At 69.8% G+C, this 13,014-nt stretch carries 11 protein-coding genes and 1 tRNA gene; 5 read left to right on the forward strand and 7 right to left on the reverse strand.

What is annotated here, in order from left to right:
• Nucleotides 1-66 precede the first annotated feature (66 nt).
• From KUM40_RS19070 to KUM40_RS19085, 4 genes are all read right to left on the reverse strand, one after another.
• Complete coding sequence (locus tag KUM40_RS19070; RefSeq protein ID WP_217167204.1) at nucleotides 67-1,479, reverse strand: NAD(P)/FAD-dependent oxidoreductase; 1,413 nt, start codon at nucleotides 1,477-1,479, stop codon at nucleotides 67-69.
• A complete protein-coding gene (locus tag KUM40_RS19075; protein WP_217167205.1) occupies nucleotides 1,476-1,925 on the reverse strand; it encodes an SRPBCC family protein in 450 nt (149 codons plus the stop codon). The genes KUM40_RS19070 and KUM40_RS19075 overlap by 4 nt, the downstream gene beginning before the upstream one ends.
• 134 nt (nucleotides 1,926-2,059) lie before the next feature.
• Nucleotides 2,060-3,295: an LLM class flavin-dependent oxidoreductase gene (locus KUM40_RS19080; protein ID WP_217167206.1), complete on the reverse strand. Its 1,236-nt coding sequence runs from the start codon at nucleotides 3,293-3,295 to the stop codon at nucleotides 2,060-2,062.
• A 508-nt stretch (nucleotides 3,296-3,803) separates the two neighbouring features.
• On the reverse strand, nucleotides 3,804-5,075 hold the full coding sequence (locus KUM40_RS19085; protein WP_217167207.1) for a sensor domain-containing protein: 1,272 nt from the start codon (nucleotides 5,073-5,075) through the stop codon (nucleotides 3,804-3,806).
• A 261-nt stretch (nucleotides 5,076-5,336) separates the two neighbouring features.
• Here KUM40_RS19085 and KUM40_RS19090 point away from each other — a divergent pair, with 261 nt between their 5' ends.
• Nucleotides 5,337-6,377 carry a hypothetical protein gene (locus KUM40_RS19090; RefSeq protein ID WP_217167208.1) on the forward strand — a complete coding sequence of 347 codons (1,041 nt, stop codon included), beginning with the start codon at nucleotides 5,337-5,339 and terminating at the stop codon, nucleotides 6,375-6,377.
• Nucleotides 6,378-6,493: 116 nt separating this feature from the next.
• The gene (locus KUM40_RS19095) at nucleotides 6,494-8,146 is read left to right on the forward strand and encodes an alpha/beta hydrolase (protein WP_217167209.1); all 1,653 of its coding nucleotides are present in this window, start codon (nucleotides 6,494-6,496) and stop codon (nucleotides 8,144-8,146) included.
• Between the two features lie 70 nt (nucleotides 8,147-8,216).
• On the opposite strand, the gene KUM40_RS19100 is transcribed toward KUM40_RS19095, so the two are convergent.
• Nucleotides 8,217-8,293: transfer RNA gene (locus KUM40_RS19100), tRNA-Thr, on the reverse strand.
• A gap of 219 nt (nucleotides 8,294-8,512) precedes the next feature.
• On the opposite strand from KUM40_RS19100, the gene msiK reads away from it, so the two are divergent.
• The 3 genes from msiK to KUM40_RS19115 all read left to right on the forward strand — a co-directional run bounded on the left by msiK (nucleotide 8,513) and on the right by KUM40_RS19115 (nucleotide 11,169).
• Nucleotides 8,513-9,649 carry a diacetylchitobiose ABC transporter ATP-binding protein MsiK gene (msiK, locus tag KUM40_RS19105; RefSeq protein WP_217167210.1) on the forward strand — a complete coding sequence of 379 codons (1,137 nt, stop codon included), beginning with the start codon at nucleotides 8,513-8,515 and terminating at the stop codon, nucleotides 9,647-9,649.
• A 284-nt stretch (nucleotides 9,650-9,933) separates the two neighbouring features.
• Nucleotides 9,934-10,389, forward strand: a complete 456-nt coding sequence (locus KUM40_RS19110; RefSeq protein ID WP_217167299.1) for a hypothetical protein — start codon at nucleotides 9,934-9,936, stop codon at nucleotides 10,387-10,389.
• Between the two features lie 42 nt (nucleotides 10,390-10,431).
• Nucleotides 10,432-11,169: a nucleotidyltransferase family protein gene (locus KUM40_RS19115; RefSeq protein WP_217167211.1), complete on the forward strand. Its 738-nt coding sequence runs from the start codon at nucleotides 10,432-10,434 to the stop codon at nucleotides 11,167-11,169.
• Between the two features lie 157 nt (nucleotides 11,170-11,326).
• On the opposite strand, the gene KUM40_RS19120 is transcribed toward KUM40_RS19115, so the two are convergent.
• Together KUM40_RS19120 and KUM40_RS19125 are read right to left on the reverse strand one after the other, a co-directional pair.
• Complete coding sequence (locus KUM40_RS19120; protein WP_217167300.1) at nucleotides 11,327-12,061, reverse strand: SDR family NAD(P)-dependent oxidoreductase; 735 nt, start codon at nucleotides 12,059-12,061, stop codon at nucleotides 11,327-11,329.
• A 158-nt stretch (nucleotides 12,062-12,219) separates the two neighbouring features.
• Nucleotides 12,220-12,816: a TetR/AcrR family transcriptional regulator gene (locus KUM40_RS19125; protein WP_217167212.1), complete on the reverse strand. Its 597-nt coding sequence runs from the start codon at nucleotides 12,814-12,816 to the stop codon at nucleotides 12,220-12,222.
• Nucleotides 12,817-13,014 lie beyond the last annotated feature (198 nt).

Raw genomic sequence — 13,014 nt, forward strand, 5'->3', positions numbered from 1 at the left:
TCTCAGGTGGTGTGGTCAGCGGTGTCGGACAGTCAGCGGTGTCGGACGGTCAGCGGTGTCGGGCGGTCAGAGGCCCGCGTCAGAGAGGTCCGGCTTCACGCCGCTCGCGAACAGCTCGCCGATCTGCGGGAACTGGGCCTTCGCCTGCCCCGGGGTCAGCGGGGGCTTGCCGGGACCGCGCAGTACGGCCGCCAGCAGCGGCAGCGACATCATCCGGCTCTGCGGACTGCGCAGGGTGCTGACCTCGTACACGGCGCGCAGCACGTCCTCGTTGGCCGCCGCGGTCCTGGAGTAGCGGGCGCCCATGCTCTGCTGCATGGCCGCACCCCGGACGGTGATGTTGGTCTTGACGCCGGGGAAGAACAGGTCGGTGGTGCTGGCCATCGTCCAGGGACCCTCACCGGCCTTGGCGACGTCGTCCTGCACCTTGCGGGACAGTCCCGGCTCCAGGCCGTGTGTCTTGAGCCGAGTGCGCAGCGCCAGGGCCCCGAAGGCGGCCATCGACATGCCGGTGGCGTAGTTGGGGCTGAGCACCATGACGGCGTCGCCGAGGGCCAGGAAGCCGTCGGGTACCGGCAGCTTGTGATAGTGACGGCGGCGGTTGGCGAGACCGCGGGAGCCGCGGACCGGGGTCAACGGGCGGGCCGTGCTGATGATGTCGGCGACGACGGGGTCGCCCACGTCGCGGGCGAAGTCCATGAATCCCTCTTCGGCGGTGGGCGGCTGGCCGCCCTGGGTGCCGATGAGGGAGACGATCCAGCGGCCGTCCTCCTGTGGCATGAACGCCGCGCCCTTGCCGGGGCGTCCGGTGCCGGGGACGGCCTGGATGAGGACGCCGGGGAAATCCTTGGCGGCCTCGGCGGGGGCCTCGAACTCCCGGCCGGCGTAGGTGAGGCCGGCGTCCACGAACTCTTCCTTCACCGTGGGCAGGCCCATGCCGGCGAGCCATTCGGACGCCTTGGAACGGTTGCCGGAGGCGTCGACGACCAAGTCGCCGCTGACGACCCCTTCCGAGCGGTCGGCCCGCTCGACGCAGACCCCGGTGACCTTGTTGGCGTCACCCGTCAGTCCGACCGCCTTGGTGGACTCCAGGAAGGTGATGTTCGCGGTGCCGAGTACCTGGCTGCGGACGACGTGGTCGATGAGCGGCCGGCTGCAGGCGACGGTGTACGACTCGTCCTCGAAGGTGCGGAACCAGCCCTCGGAGGAGCGGGTCAGCATGTCCTGGCCCATCCTGAGGGTGTGGGCGCCGGCCGCCGTCAGCCGGGCGACGGTGCCGGGCAGCAACTGGTCGAGTGCCTCGGCACCACCGGCCATCAGCATGTGGTTCTGCCGGCCCTGCGGCAGGCCTTTGCGCTGCTGGGGCCCGTCGGGGTAGGTGTCCCCCTCGATGACGGTCACTCTGTCGGCGTGCCGCGAGAGCACTCGCGCGGCGAGCAGTCCCGCCAACCCGCCGCCTATCACCACTGCTTCACTCATCGCGCACTGCCCGCCTCTGCGGTACGGCGCCGGGCTTCCTGCTCCAGCGCTTTGAAGGTGATACGGGTGTCGCCCTGGAATGCCTTGGCCCAGAACAGCCGGAACACGGGGGTGAACGGCCCGTGGACCTCGACCCGGCGGCTCACCGCGACCCGGCCCGGCTCGTCCGGGCGGTAGTTGTTGATGATCAGCATCTTGCCGCCGGGCATCGGGGACTCCGTCGTGTAGGAGCGCCCCTCCTCGACCTGGAGAACCTTGAAGTAGCCGCGCTGACGGGACACGACGCGGGAAATGGTCCAGCCGCCGCTGCCCGGCTCGAACGGCCCCTCGAAGCCGCACTGAAGGACGTGCGGGTCCCAGGTGGCCCAGGACGGTACGTCGGACACCGTCTGCCAGACCGCGTCCAGTTCGGCGTCGATCTTGTCCGACTCTTCGAACGCATACATGACGGAATTCCTCTCGATTCCATTCACGGAAAAAGTGCGGAGCCCCGGCGCAAGAGGCGTGAGGGGCATTTGCGCCGGGGCGGCTCGACCGGGCTCGCGCACCAGTCGGGAAAAGCGCGCCGGTGGGTGGCGGTTCAGCTCTCGGTCGAGGGCTGCGGGCGCTGGAATTCCTCCATGTCGCTGCGGATCACGTAGTCGGACACGTCCACGACAGGGCTCTCGACCCGTTCCATGGCCTTCTTGACCGGCAGGGCCAGACGATCCTGCTTGGCCAGTTCGCGGGACTCGCGCCGCTCGGCGAACTCCGGCATGACCTCGCGGGCGAAGAGCTCGAGGGATTCGCAGATGTGCTCGTGCTTGTTGGCACCGAGCTGCACCTGGAAAATGATCTCGTCGACGCCGGCCTCCTCCTGCACGCGGATCATCTCGGCGAGCTTCTGGGGGGTGCCGATGCCGCGGCGCACCACGGTGTCCATGCGTGCCGCGTTCTCCGGCGGGACCGGCGGCTGCTTGGCGAACTCCGTCTTCAGGTCGCTGGTGCCGGGGCGGTGGCCGCCCTGCACGTAGAAGTGCATGAAGGAATTGACGTAGAAGTCGACGCCTCCCATGGCCCGTTCGTACGCGGTCTCCTCATTGGCGTGACAGAGGAAGGGCAGCGCGACGGCGAAGTTGGCGTTGACCGCCTTGCCCACCGGTACGCAGTCGTCCGACTCGATGGTCCGGTAGTAGGTCGCGACCCGCTCCTTGGCCTCTTCCGGCGTCATGAACGCGAAGGACAGGGCTCCCACGCCGTTACGGGCGGCGGTTTCCACGGTCTCGGGCGAACTGCAGGCCACCCACAGCGGGGGGTGCGGCTTCTGCTTGGGCTTGGGCAGCACGTTCCGCGGGGGCATGTCGACCCACTCGCCTTGGTGGCCGGTGAAAGGCACCTCGGTGAACATGCGGGTGATCACGCCTATCGCCTCGCGCCACTGCTCGCGCTTGGTGGCCCGGTCGACACCGAAGGCGCCGAGTTCGTGCTGGGTGCTGCCCTGCCCGGAACCGAACTCCACGCGCCCGCCGGAGACCAGATCGAGCATGGCGATGCGCTCGGCGATGCGCGCGGGATGATTCACCGCCGGCGGCAGGGTGACGATTCCGTGGGCCAGCCGGATGTTGGTGGTACGCGCGGCCGCGGCGGCGAGGAAGACCTCCGGTGCCGAAGAATGGGAGTACTCGTCCAGGAAGTGGTGTTCGGACGCCCAGACCGTGTCGAATCCCAGTCGGTCGGCGAGTTCGACCTGGTCGAGAGCCTCGTTCAGTACCCTCTCCTCGCCGTCCTCGGTCCACGGGCGAGGATTTTGCAGGAGATATATCAGACCGAAGCGCATGCTTGCTCCTCATCGTCGACAGGAATGTCACCGCTGCCCAAAGCCACGGCGTCTTTGGTGTTGCGCCGACCACTTCCGTGCAGAGGGCTCCCTGCGGAAGCAGGCTCGGCCACGGTATGAGCAAAGCAATCGCGCCCGCTCCCCCTACAAGCCCCTTAGCGGCCCTTACCGCACCCCGTCAGGGGTCGGTACGGGCCCGGGAATCGGCGCACCGGGAATGCGGTGGAGGACACGACGAGCAGGACCGCGGCCCGGCGGGACCCGGACGCGTACGTCCCGGCAGCGGCAGCACCCCCTACGGCACGCGGGCCACCCCTAACCGAGGCGGCAGCGGCGGCCACGGAGCCGGCCGACGGCGAGCCGCGGAGCCGCGGACCCGGCGCAGGCGCAGGCGCAGGCGTCGACACCGACGCCGACAGATCGGTGATCTGCCGGCGTCGACGCGTGCGGCGGTCAGGCGGTGATCAAGCGGTGATCAGGCGGTGATCAGGCGGTGATCAGGCGGCGTTCAGGACGAGTGGACATCCTGCGAGAGGACGTCGCAGGGCAGCTCGATGGTGGCAGTGGTGGGGCCGCCGAGCGGGCTGTTGACGGCGAGGATCCCGTCGAACGCGCCGAGCCTGCGCTCGATGCCGGCCAGGCCGGTACCCCGTGACGGATCCGCGCCGCCCCTGCCGTCGTCGGTCACCGTGATCCGCAGCATCCCCTCCTCGTGGCGCATGTCGATCCAGACGCGCTCGGCCTCGGCGTGCTTGGCGACGTTGGTCAGCATCTCCGACACCGAGAAGTACGCGGCCGCCTCGACGGGTGCGGCCATCCGCCCGATGGCCTCCACGCCGACCTCGGTCTTGATCGTGCCGCGCAGCGCGAGCGCACGGACCGCGTCGCCCAGGCCCCGCTCGGCCAGGACGGGCGGGTGAATGCCCCGGACAAGCTGACGCAGTTCGTCCAGGGCCTCGGCGGAGGACTTGCGGGTCTCGGCCAGCAGCCGGGTCGCCTGGTCGGGATCGGTGCGTACGAGATGCTCGATGGTGCCCAGGCTCATGCCCATCGCCACCAGCCGGGCCTGCGCCCCGTCGTGCAAGTCGCGCTCGATCCGCCGCAGTTCGGCCGCCGAGACATCGACCGCGTCGGCCCGGGTCTCCTTGAGGTGCTCGATACGGAGCTGGAGCTCGCGCTCGTGGTCGGGCGCCAGGAACACGTGGGCGAGCCGACCGTGCACGTGCAGGATCTCCGGGTTGTAGCGCAGCCCCAGGGCGATGAACACCGCGCCCAGGGCGGCCGCCGCCACCGCGGTGAGCTGGTCGTCGACCGGAATGAACGCGTACCAGTAGCCGACATCCCGCATGGGACGCCACACCCCGGCCGCCAGGACGAAGCCCCACGCCCCGTAGAGGACGAGCGCGACGGCGAACATGGCGAGAACGAAGCCCGCGATCGGGTCGACGATCATCCACAGCAGGTCACGCCAGGTCGCCGGGTCCTTCAGCACCCACTGGCAGCGCTGGACCCGGCCCACGATCCCGCCCTGCCACTGCGGCTCCGGCCGGTAGGGCACAGCGATGCGCACGCCGCTCCACTCTCCGGCCAGCCGCCGGCGGGCATTGGCATTCGCCCGCGCGGCGGCGGTCACCCAGGGGGTGGTGAAGACACCGATACCCACGATCACCAGCGCGACCGACACCACCGAGAGGCAGAACAACACCAGCGAGAACACCATCGACATCAGGGCCAGGCCCAGGCCTCTTGCTGAAGCCGTCAATCCGGCCCGAACGCTCATGTCGTCTCCCGTTGTCGATGCCCCGTTGTCGGTGCCCCGTTGTCGGTGCCCGCTGTCGGTGCCCACGTCTGTCTACCGGATCAACTGTGCCCGCAATCGCGGTCGTGGTCACTGGCTCCAAGCCCCGAAGGATGGTGTACCTGCCAACACCCCTACGCCACCCGCAGATCACCCGCGGATCACCCGCCCGAAGCGCACCGCACGGTTCATCTCTTAAAGTCACGTATCCGTGACGAGAGCAGCGAAGGGAAGAGCCACCGAATGTCCTTCAGTCTCGACGGCGGACCGGACCTGGCGGAGTTGGCGGAGTTGGACGAGGTGGCGAGCGCCGCCTACCAGCACGCCGTGCGGGCCGGCCGCTTTCAGCGCAGGGAAGTACTGGCGCGACTGCACCTCACCACGGACGAGGTCGCACGCGTGGAGCGGGTACTGCGCTCACTGTGTCTGCTGCATCCGATGGCCGAAGACGGCACGCTGGTCCCCGTGAGCCCCGACGCCGCGGTGGTGGCACTGGTCGGGTCGACCGAAAGACAGATCCACGAACTCCAGGAAAGCGTCACCGAAGCACGCGCGCGTCTGCTGTCCCTCCTGCCCTGCTACCTCGAGGGCCGCCGCGCGCGCAGTCAGTGCGACGCCGTCGACGTCGTCCTCGACACCGGCACCGCGCAGCTCATGATCGAAGAAATCACCGACCGCTGCAAATCCGAGGTACTCACCATGCAGCCCGGCGGTCCTCCACTCCCCGCCCAGCTCGCCGAGGCCCGCCGCACGGCCCTCGGACTGCTCGGTCGCGGCGTCCGCGTGCGCACCCTCTACCAGCACACCGTCCGTACCGACACACCCACCTCGTCACTCGCGGACGAACTGACCGACGTCGGCGCGCACATACGGACCACCACCGAGATCGCCGACCAATTCACCGTCTACGACGGCGAGATCGCCTTTCTCCCCGGGGACAGCTCCTGCGTCGTCGTGCGCGAACCCACCGTCCTCGCTCTCCTCACCCGCATCTTCGACCAGCACTGGGCCAGAGCCACCCCGTACCCGTCGGCCACTGGGCAGACCGACCACACCGGCGACGAGATCAAGGCGGCGATCGTCCGCATCATGGCCGAAGGACACAAGGACGAAGTCGTCGCACGCCGGATTGGCATGTCCCTGCGTACCACGCGTCGGCACATCGCCGAACTCATGGACGAGCTCCAGGCCACCAGCCGCTTCCAGACCGGCGTCAACGCCATCCGTTCAGGTCTGCTCCTGCCCCCCGAAGCCGACCGCCCAAGTAGCCGACCGCCCAAGTAGCCGACCGCCCGAGAAGCCGACTGAACGAGAAGGCGACCGCCCGACCGCCCGGCCGCGCGGCCCCCGAATGGACGCCACACCGTGCGTCCGGGGCCGGGCGGCCGGAGGCTGTGGCCATGCCCTCAGCACGCGCGATATCCAGCGTCGTCCTGCTGTCCACGGCCACCCTGCTCGCCTCCTCCCTGACGGCCTGCGCGCCGGCGGCACAGGACGGCGAGCGGCGCGGGGACAGCGGCACGGCGACCGACGAACAAGCGATGAACGAGTTCCGCGGCCAGTCCCTGGACTGGAAGGACTGCCCCGCCCCCACCCCCGTCCAGGGCGGCGGTCAGGCCCCCGGAGCACTGCCCGACGGCACCCGGTGGCAGTGCAGCACCCTGCGAGCCCCGCTGGACTGGAAGAATCCCTCCGGCGACTCGATCGGCATCGAACTCATCCGGGCCCGCACCAGCGGCGACCCGGACGACCGGATCGGCTCGCTGCTCTTCAACTTCGGCGGCCCCGGCGGCTCCGGAGTCACCACTCTGCCCGGCCTCGCCCCCGACTACGAGAAGCTCCGCACCCGGTACGACCTCGTGAGCTTCGACCCGCGCGGCGTCGGCAACAGCAGCGGCGTGCGCTGCCTGGACGCCGGCCTCCCCGACGAGGAGGAGGTGGACGCGACACCCGACGACGGCGGCGACGAGACCAACGCACTCGTCGAGTTCAACCGGGAAACAGCCGCCGCCTGCAAGAAGAACTCCGGCGACGTCCTCCCCCACGTCGGCACCACCCAGGCCGCCCAGGACATGGACCTGATGCGACAGGTCCTCGGCGACGAGAAACTCCACTACTTCGGGATCTCGTACGGCACCGAACTCGGCGGCGTGTACGCCCACCTCTTCCCGGAGAACGTCGGCCGCGCCGTACTCGACGGCGTCGTCGACCCCACCCACGACATGATGCAGGAAGCCCTCACGCAGGCCGCCGGATTCCAGCTCGCCTTCGAGCACTTCGCCACCTGGTGCGCCGAACAGGGCTGCACCCTCGGCTCCGACGCCGAGGCGATCGTGGACGCCACCGTCGCCCTCGAGGCCGCCCTCGACGACACCCCGCTCCCCGCCTCGGACGGGGGCGAACTCGACGGCGACGAACTCATCGACGCCATCAGCGGTTCGCTCTACCGGCAGGACTACTGGCCCGCGCTCCGTGTCGCCCTGGAGGCGGCGGCCGACGACGACGGCGACATCCTCCAGGACCTCGCCGAGGCACTGGGCCAGCAGGGTGCCGGGGGCGACACGGACCCCGACGACACGGACCCCGACGACACCGACCCGGACGAAAGCAACGAGGACGACGCCTTCAGAGCCATCACCTGCGACGACTCCAGCAACCGCTACACCGTCGCGGACGTCCTCTCCCGCCTGCCGGACTTCCTCGAGGCCTCCCCCCTCTTCGGCCCCGGCCTGGCCTGGAGCGCCCTGTCCTGCGACGGCTGGCCCGTACCGGGGGCGGCCGAACACCCCGAGGTCAGCGCCCCCGGCGCACCCCCGGTCCTCCTCGTCGGCAACACCGGCGACCCCGCCACCCCGTACGAGGGCGCGGCCCGCATGGCGGAGCGGCTCGGCAAGAAGGTGGGCGTGGAGCTGACCTACGAGGGCGAGGGCCACGGCGCCTACGACAGCGGCAACCCCTGCGTCCAGAACGCCGTCAACGCGTACCTGCTGAACGGAGAGCTCCCGCGCCCCGGCGCGACGTGCGAGGCGGAACCCCTGCCGGAAGGCAAGTAGCCGCGAAAACGCGAAGAACCGCCACCGCCCCCACGATCCAAGATCGCGGGGGCGGTGTCCGTGCCGGAGCTGGAGCCCCCTGTCGGATTCGAACCGACGACCTACGCATTACAAGTGCGTTGCTCTGGCCATCTGAGCTAAGGAGGCACACGCGCGGCGGCGCGCGCGCAGGCCGCTCCACTCTACACAGAGCCGGTGAACGACGGGATTCGAAAATTTCGGCGAAGTTCACACCCCCACAGGTACTGACAGACCAGGTGAACGCCGGGTACCGTCCTGCCCAGCTTCACTCGTGTGGACTACACCACCACCTTCCTACAACGGATCGTCCGGCACGTTCCTGCCGGTAGAAGGGGGCCCATCACCATGGCCACTGTTACGTTCGACAAGGCGACCCGCGTATACCCGGGTTCCACGAAGCCCGCCGTCGACGGTCTCGACATCGACATCGAGGACGGCGAGTTCCTCGTCCTGGTCGGCCCGTCCGGTTGTGGCAAGTCCACCTCGCTGCGCATGCTCGCGGGGCTCGAGGACGTGAACGGCGGCGCCATCCGCATCGGTGACCGCGACGTCACGCACCTGCCGCCGAAGGACCGGGACATCGCCATGGTGTTCCAGAACTACGCGCTGTACCCGCACATGTCGGTCGCCGACAACATGGGCTTCGCCCTCAAGATCGCGGGCGTCAACAAGGCGGAGATCCGGAAGAAGGTCGAGGAGGCCGCGAAGATCCTCGACCTCAGCGAGTACCTGGACCGCAAGCCGAAGGCGCTCTCCGGCGGTCAGCGCCAGCGGGTCGCGATGGGCCGCGCGATCGTGCGTGAGCCGCAGGTGTTCCTCATGGACGAGCCGCTGTCCAACCTGGACGCCAAGCTCCGTGTCTCCACCCGTACGCAGATCGCCGGGCTCCAGCGCCGCCTGGGCATCACCACCGTCTACGTCACCCACGACCAGGTCGAGGCCATGACGATGGGCGACCGCGTGGCGGTCCTCAAGGACGGTCTGCTCCAGCAGGTCGACACCCCGCGCAACATGTACGACAAGCCCGCGAACCTCTTCGTCGCCGGCTTCATCGGCTCCCCGGCCATGAACCTGGTCGAGGTCCCGATCACCGACGGCGGCGTGAAGTTCGGCAACAGCGTCGTCCCGGTCAACCGCGACGCCCTCAAGGCCGCCTCCGACAAGGGCGACCGTACGGTCACCGTCGGTGTCCGCCCCGAGCACTTCGACGTGGTGGAGCTGAACGGCGGCGCGTCCAAGACCCTGTCGAAGGAGGCCGACGACGCCCCGGCGGGTCTCGCGGTCTCGGTGAACGTCGTCGAGGAGACCGGCGCGGACGGCTACATCTACGGCACGGTCGACGTCGGCGGCGAGACGAAGGACCTCGTGGTCCGCGTCAGCAGCCGCGCGGTGCCGGAGAAGGGCGCGACCGTCCACGTCGTGCCGCGTCCGGGCGAGGCGCACGTGTTCTCGTCCTCCACGGGCGAGCGTCTCACCGACTGAGAGCCGGTGGGCGCGGGAAACCCCGCGCCGAGAAACCACGCGACCGGGTGATTTCACCCGCGTTGACGAAAAAGAGCCCCGCGGCCTGCCGCGGGGCTCCTTTCGTCGTCACCTCGTCGCCTCGCCGTCGACCCGTTGTCGACAAATACCCCGGCACACCGGACTTTTCGACCAGCGTTCGTCAACGCCCTATCCCGTTCCGAGCCGCCCTTCATCCCCCGATAGGGTGACTAAATGTCGCCAAATCATTACCGGGCGCTACCCTCACTCGCGTGAAGCATTCCGTGAAGCACTCCACCGCCCGACAGACGCGACGCGGCCGGGGCCCCGCCCGCCGGATCGGCCGCTCTCTCGCCTTCGTCCTGCCCGTCGTCCTGGTGCTCTCCGGGACCCTCGCGGTCACCCGGGTCAACTGGTCCGGGGATCCCTCGGACTCGGTGCTCGCCGCGTCGGAAGCCTCCTCGTCCAAGGCCTCGTCCCGGGCCGCCGCCCGCGCGCCGCACGAGGTGCTGCGCGACCGGCTGCTGACCGAGCTCCAGGAGGAGGACCCGGGCGTCGCCCTGACCCACCTCCAGCAGGCCGTGAACGAGCGTCCGTCGCTGGCCGACCACTGCGCCACCATCGCCCGCGCCCTCGGCCGCGCCGCGGTGAAGGTGTACGGCCCGACGCGCGCCCAGTCGTACGCCCGCCCTGTCTGCGACACCGCCTTCGCCTCGGGCGTCCTGGCGGCGCACAGCTAAGGACCCTCCGGCGGCCGGTGGGGCGCCGCGTACAGTTCGGGCATGACCGATCCGAACGCCGCGTCCCGCCGCCCCGTTCAAGCCGTCGTCCTGGCCGGTGGGCAGGGTTCCCGGCTGCGCCCCTACACCGACGACCGGCCCAAGCCGATGGTCGAGATCCCGGGCACGGGGACTCCGATCATCGGCCATCAGCTCACCTGGCTCGCCGAGGAGGGCGTGACGGACGTCGTGGTGTCCTGCGGTCATCTGGCCGAGGTGCTGCAGAAGTGGCTGGAGAGCGCCGACCTGCCGCTCTCCGTCACCACCGTCGTGGAGCCCGAGCCGCTGGGCCGCGGCGGCGGCCTCAAGTACGCCGCCGCGCACCTGCCGCACCCGGACCGGCCCTGGTACGCCACCAACGGCGACATCTGGACCCGTTTCTCGCTGCGCGACATGGCCGACTTCCACGCCGAGCGGGACGCCGTCGCGACCCTCGCCCTCGCCCGCCCCCGCCTGCCGTGGGGCGCTGTGCAGACGGACGGCTTCGGTCACATCACCGACTTCATCGAGGCACCGCCGTCCACCTTCGAGATCAACGCCGGTGTGTACGTCTTCTCGTCCACCTTCGCCGCGATGCTCCCGGAGCGCGGCGACCACGAGCGGACCACGTTCCCGAGGCTGGCCCGCGAGCGCCGGCTGTCCGGCTTCCCGATCCCGCAGGGCTCCTACTGGCGCGCGATCGACACCGCGAAGGACCTGACCGAGGCGGCCCGCGAACTGGCGGCCCTGGCCGCCCGCTGAGGGGCCCGGCCCGTGGGCGACGGCCCACTCGCCCCGGATGGTCGGCACCACGAGGCACCTGCCGTACCCGATGCGGACGAGCCGGTACGGGGGGTGGGGGCGAGGGGTGGGGGCGGCGGTTGTCGGGACAACGCCTAATCGGCGCCTGCGAGAGGGCTCATGCCTGCGCGTATCCACCGTCGGCGAAGAACTCGGCACCGTTGACATAGCTCGACGCGTCCGAGGCGAGGAACGTCGTCAGGGCGGCGATCTCCTCGGGCTCGGCAAGCCGGCCGAGGGGAATGTCGCCTTCGGCCTGCTTGAGTATCTCGGGTGGGACCAGCTCAAGCAGACCAGGGGTGCGCGTACTGCCCGGGGACACGACGTTGACCCGGAAGCCGTGTGTGCGGGCGCTGAGAGCCCAGCCGCGGGCGAGCGTGCGGATCGCGGCCTTCGACGCCGCGTAGATCTCAAGTCCCAGGCTGGGCCGGGTCGCAGCGGTCGAACCCGTCAGGATTACCGAAGCGCCTGTGCTGAGCAGCGGCAGTGCCTGCTGGAGCGTGAAGATCGTTCCCTTGACGTTGGTGGCGAACAGCGAGTCGATCAGATCTTCCGTCACCTCGCCGAACGGCGCCGCGGTGCCGACGCCGGCGTTGGCGACCAGCACGTCGATGCGTCCGGCCCGGTCGCGCACGGTGTTGTAGAACGCATCGAGTTCCGAGGGCACCGAAGCATCGCAGACCACGCCGGTCACGCCGGGACCGAGCTCGGCGACCGCGGCGTCCAGCGCGTCCTTGCGGCGGCCGGTGACGAACACCGTGGCGCCCTCGTCGCGGAATGCGCGCGCGGTCGCGAACCCGATGCCGCTGCTGGCCCCGGTGACCACGGCGACCTTGTCTTCCAAGACGGCCATGCCGCCCTCCTTCAAGTTGTGGACCGTTGCGTCCACAACTCTCCCCGATATGGACCGTACAGTCAAGATTGCTTGGCGTCGGGTCTTCACGGCGCGCCCCGGGGTTCGGAGCCGCCGGTCGCAGGCCATGGCGGTACGGGTCGGCCGGTGCGTTGCCGCTACCGCGCCGGAGCGGGCAGCAACCGCGCCAGGGCGGACTGGGCTGTCCCGGCGAGCGCTCCGACGTCCATGCCGGTGCGCCCGAGAGCCATGAGGCCCAGTTGCGCCACGAGGGCCGCGCGGGCGGTCTCAGAAGGGTCGAGGTCGGGGTCGAGGTCGCCTTCGCGCTGGGCGCGCTCCAGCGCCTCGGTGAGGACGGTGGCGATCGCGTCGTAGCTGCGGCGGGCCTCGGCCGCGACGTCCGGAGTGCTGGCGGCAAGCTCCGCGTTGCTGTTGGCCAGCAGGCAACCCCGACGCGCGGCCGTCCCGGTCGGATCGCCGGCCAGGCCGAGTACGAACTCGCGCACCATGTCGATCCCCCGCGCCGCGGAATCCAGACGCTCGCGCAGCACCAGCAGGTTCGCGTCGTCGTAGTCGCGCAGCACCCGCAGGAACAGGCTGCGCTTGTCCCCGAACGCCCCGTAGAGGCTGCCTTTACCGAGCCCGCTCACGCGCAGGAGGTCGTCCATCGATGTCGCCGCGTAGCCCTTGTCCCAGAACTCGTCACGGACGGCGAGAAGCACACGGGTTTCATCGAACTCACGAGGTCGAGGCATACCAGCACAATACAAGTTCTGGACCGCATGGGCCATAACGTGGGCCATAACGGACTCCGGGCTGGCTGCCATGTGCCCGGCTCAGCCCGGGAAAGTCCAGCCGAAGACCGGTGCTGGAGTGCCGGTACACGTCGGCAGGCGAGGCTTCCCGACGTACGCGGCGGAGCACAGACGCGCCAACGGCGCGCGCCCCGCGCC

Origin of the sequence: Streptomyces sp. AC512_CC834, from assembly GCF_019049325.1 — a bacterium.
Classification (GTDB): Bacteria; Actinomycetota; Actinomycetes; order Streptomycetales; family Streptomycetaceae; genus Streptomyces.

What these genes read in the sequence shown, in the direction of transcription:
- KUM40_RS19070 (WP_217167204.1), bottom strand. Translation starts at nt 1,479, where the DNA reads ATGAGTGAAGCAGTGGTGATAGGCGGCGGGTTGGCGGGACTGCTCGCC.
- KUM40_RS19080 (WP_217167206.1), bottom strand. Translation starts at nt 3,295, where the DNA reads ATGCGCTTCGGTCTGATATATCTCCTGCAAAATCCTCGCCCGTGGACC.
- KUM40_RS19115 (WP_217167211.1), top strand. Translation starts at nt 10,432, where the DNA reads ATGACCGATCCGAACGCCGCGTCCCGCCGCCCCGTTCAAGCCGTCGTC.
- KUM40_RS19075 (WP_217167205.1), bottom strand. Translation starts at nt 1,925, where the DNA reads ATGTATGCGTTCGAAGAGTCGGACAAGATCGACGCCGAACTGGACGCG.
- msiK (WP_217167210.1), top strand. Translation starts at nt 8,513, where the DNA reads ATGGCCACTGTTACGTTCGACAAGGCGACCCGCGTATACCCGGGTTCC.
- KUM40_RS19120 (WP_217167300.1), bottom strand. Translation starts at nt 12,061, where the DNA reads ATGGCCGTCTTGGAAGACAAGGTCGCCGTGGTCACCGGGGCCAGCAGC.
- KUM40_RS19125 (WP_217167212.1), bottom strand. Translation starts at nt 12,816, where the DNA reads ATGCCTCGACCTCGTGAGTTCGATGAAACCCGTGTGCTTCTCGCCGTC.
- KUM40_RS19085 (WP_217167207.1), bottom strand. Translation starts at nt 5,075, where the DNA reads ATGAGCGTTCGGGCCGGATTGACGGCTTCAGCAAGAGGCCTGGGCCTG.
- KUM40_RS19095 (WP_217167209.1), top strand. Translation starts at nt 6,494, where the DNA reads ATGCCCTCAGCACGCGCGATATCCAGCGTCGTCCTGCTGTCCACGGCC.
- KUM40_RS19090 (WP_217167208.1), top strand. Translation starts at nt 5,337, where the DNA reads ATGTCCTTCAGTCTCGACGGCGGACCGGACCTGGCGGAGTTGGCGGAG.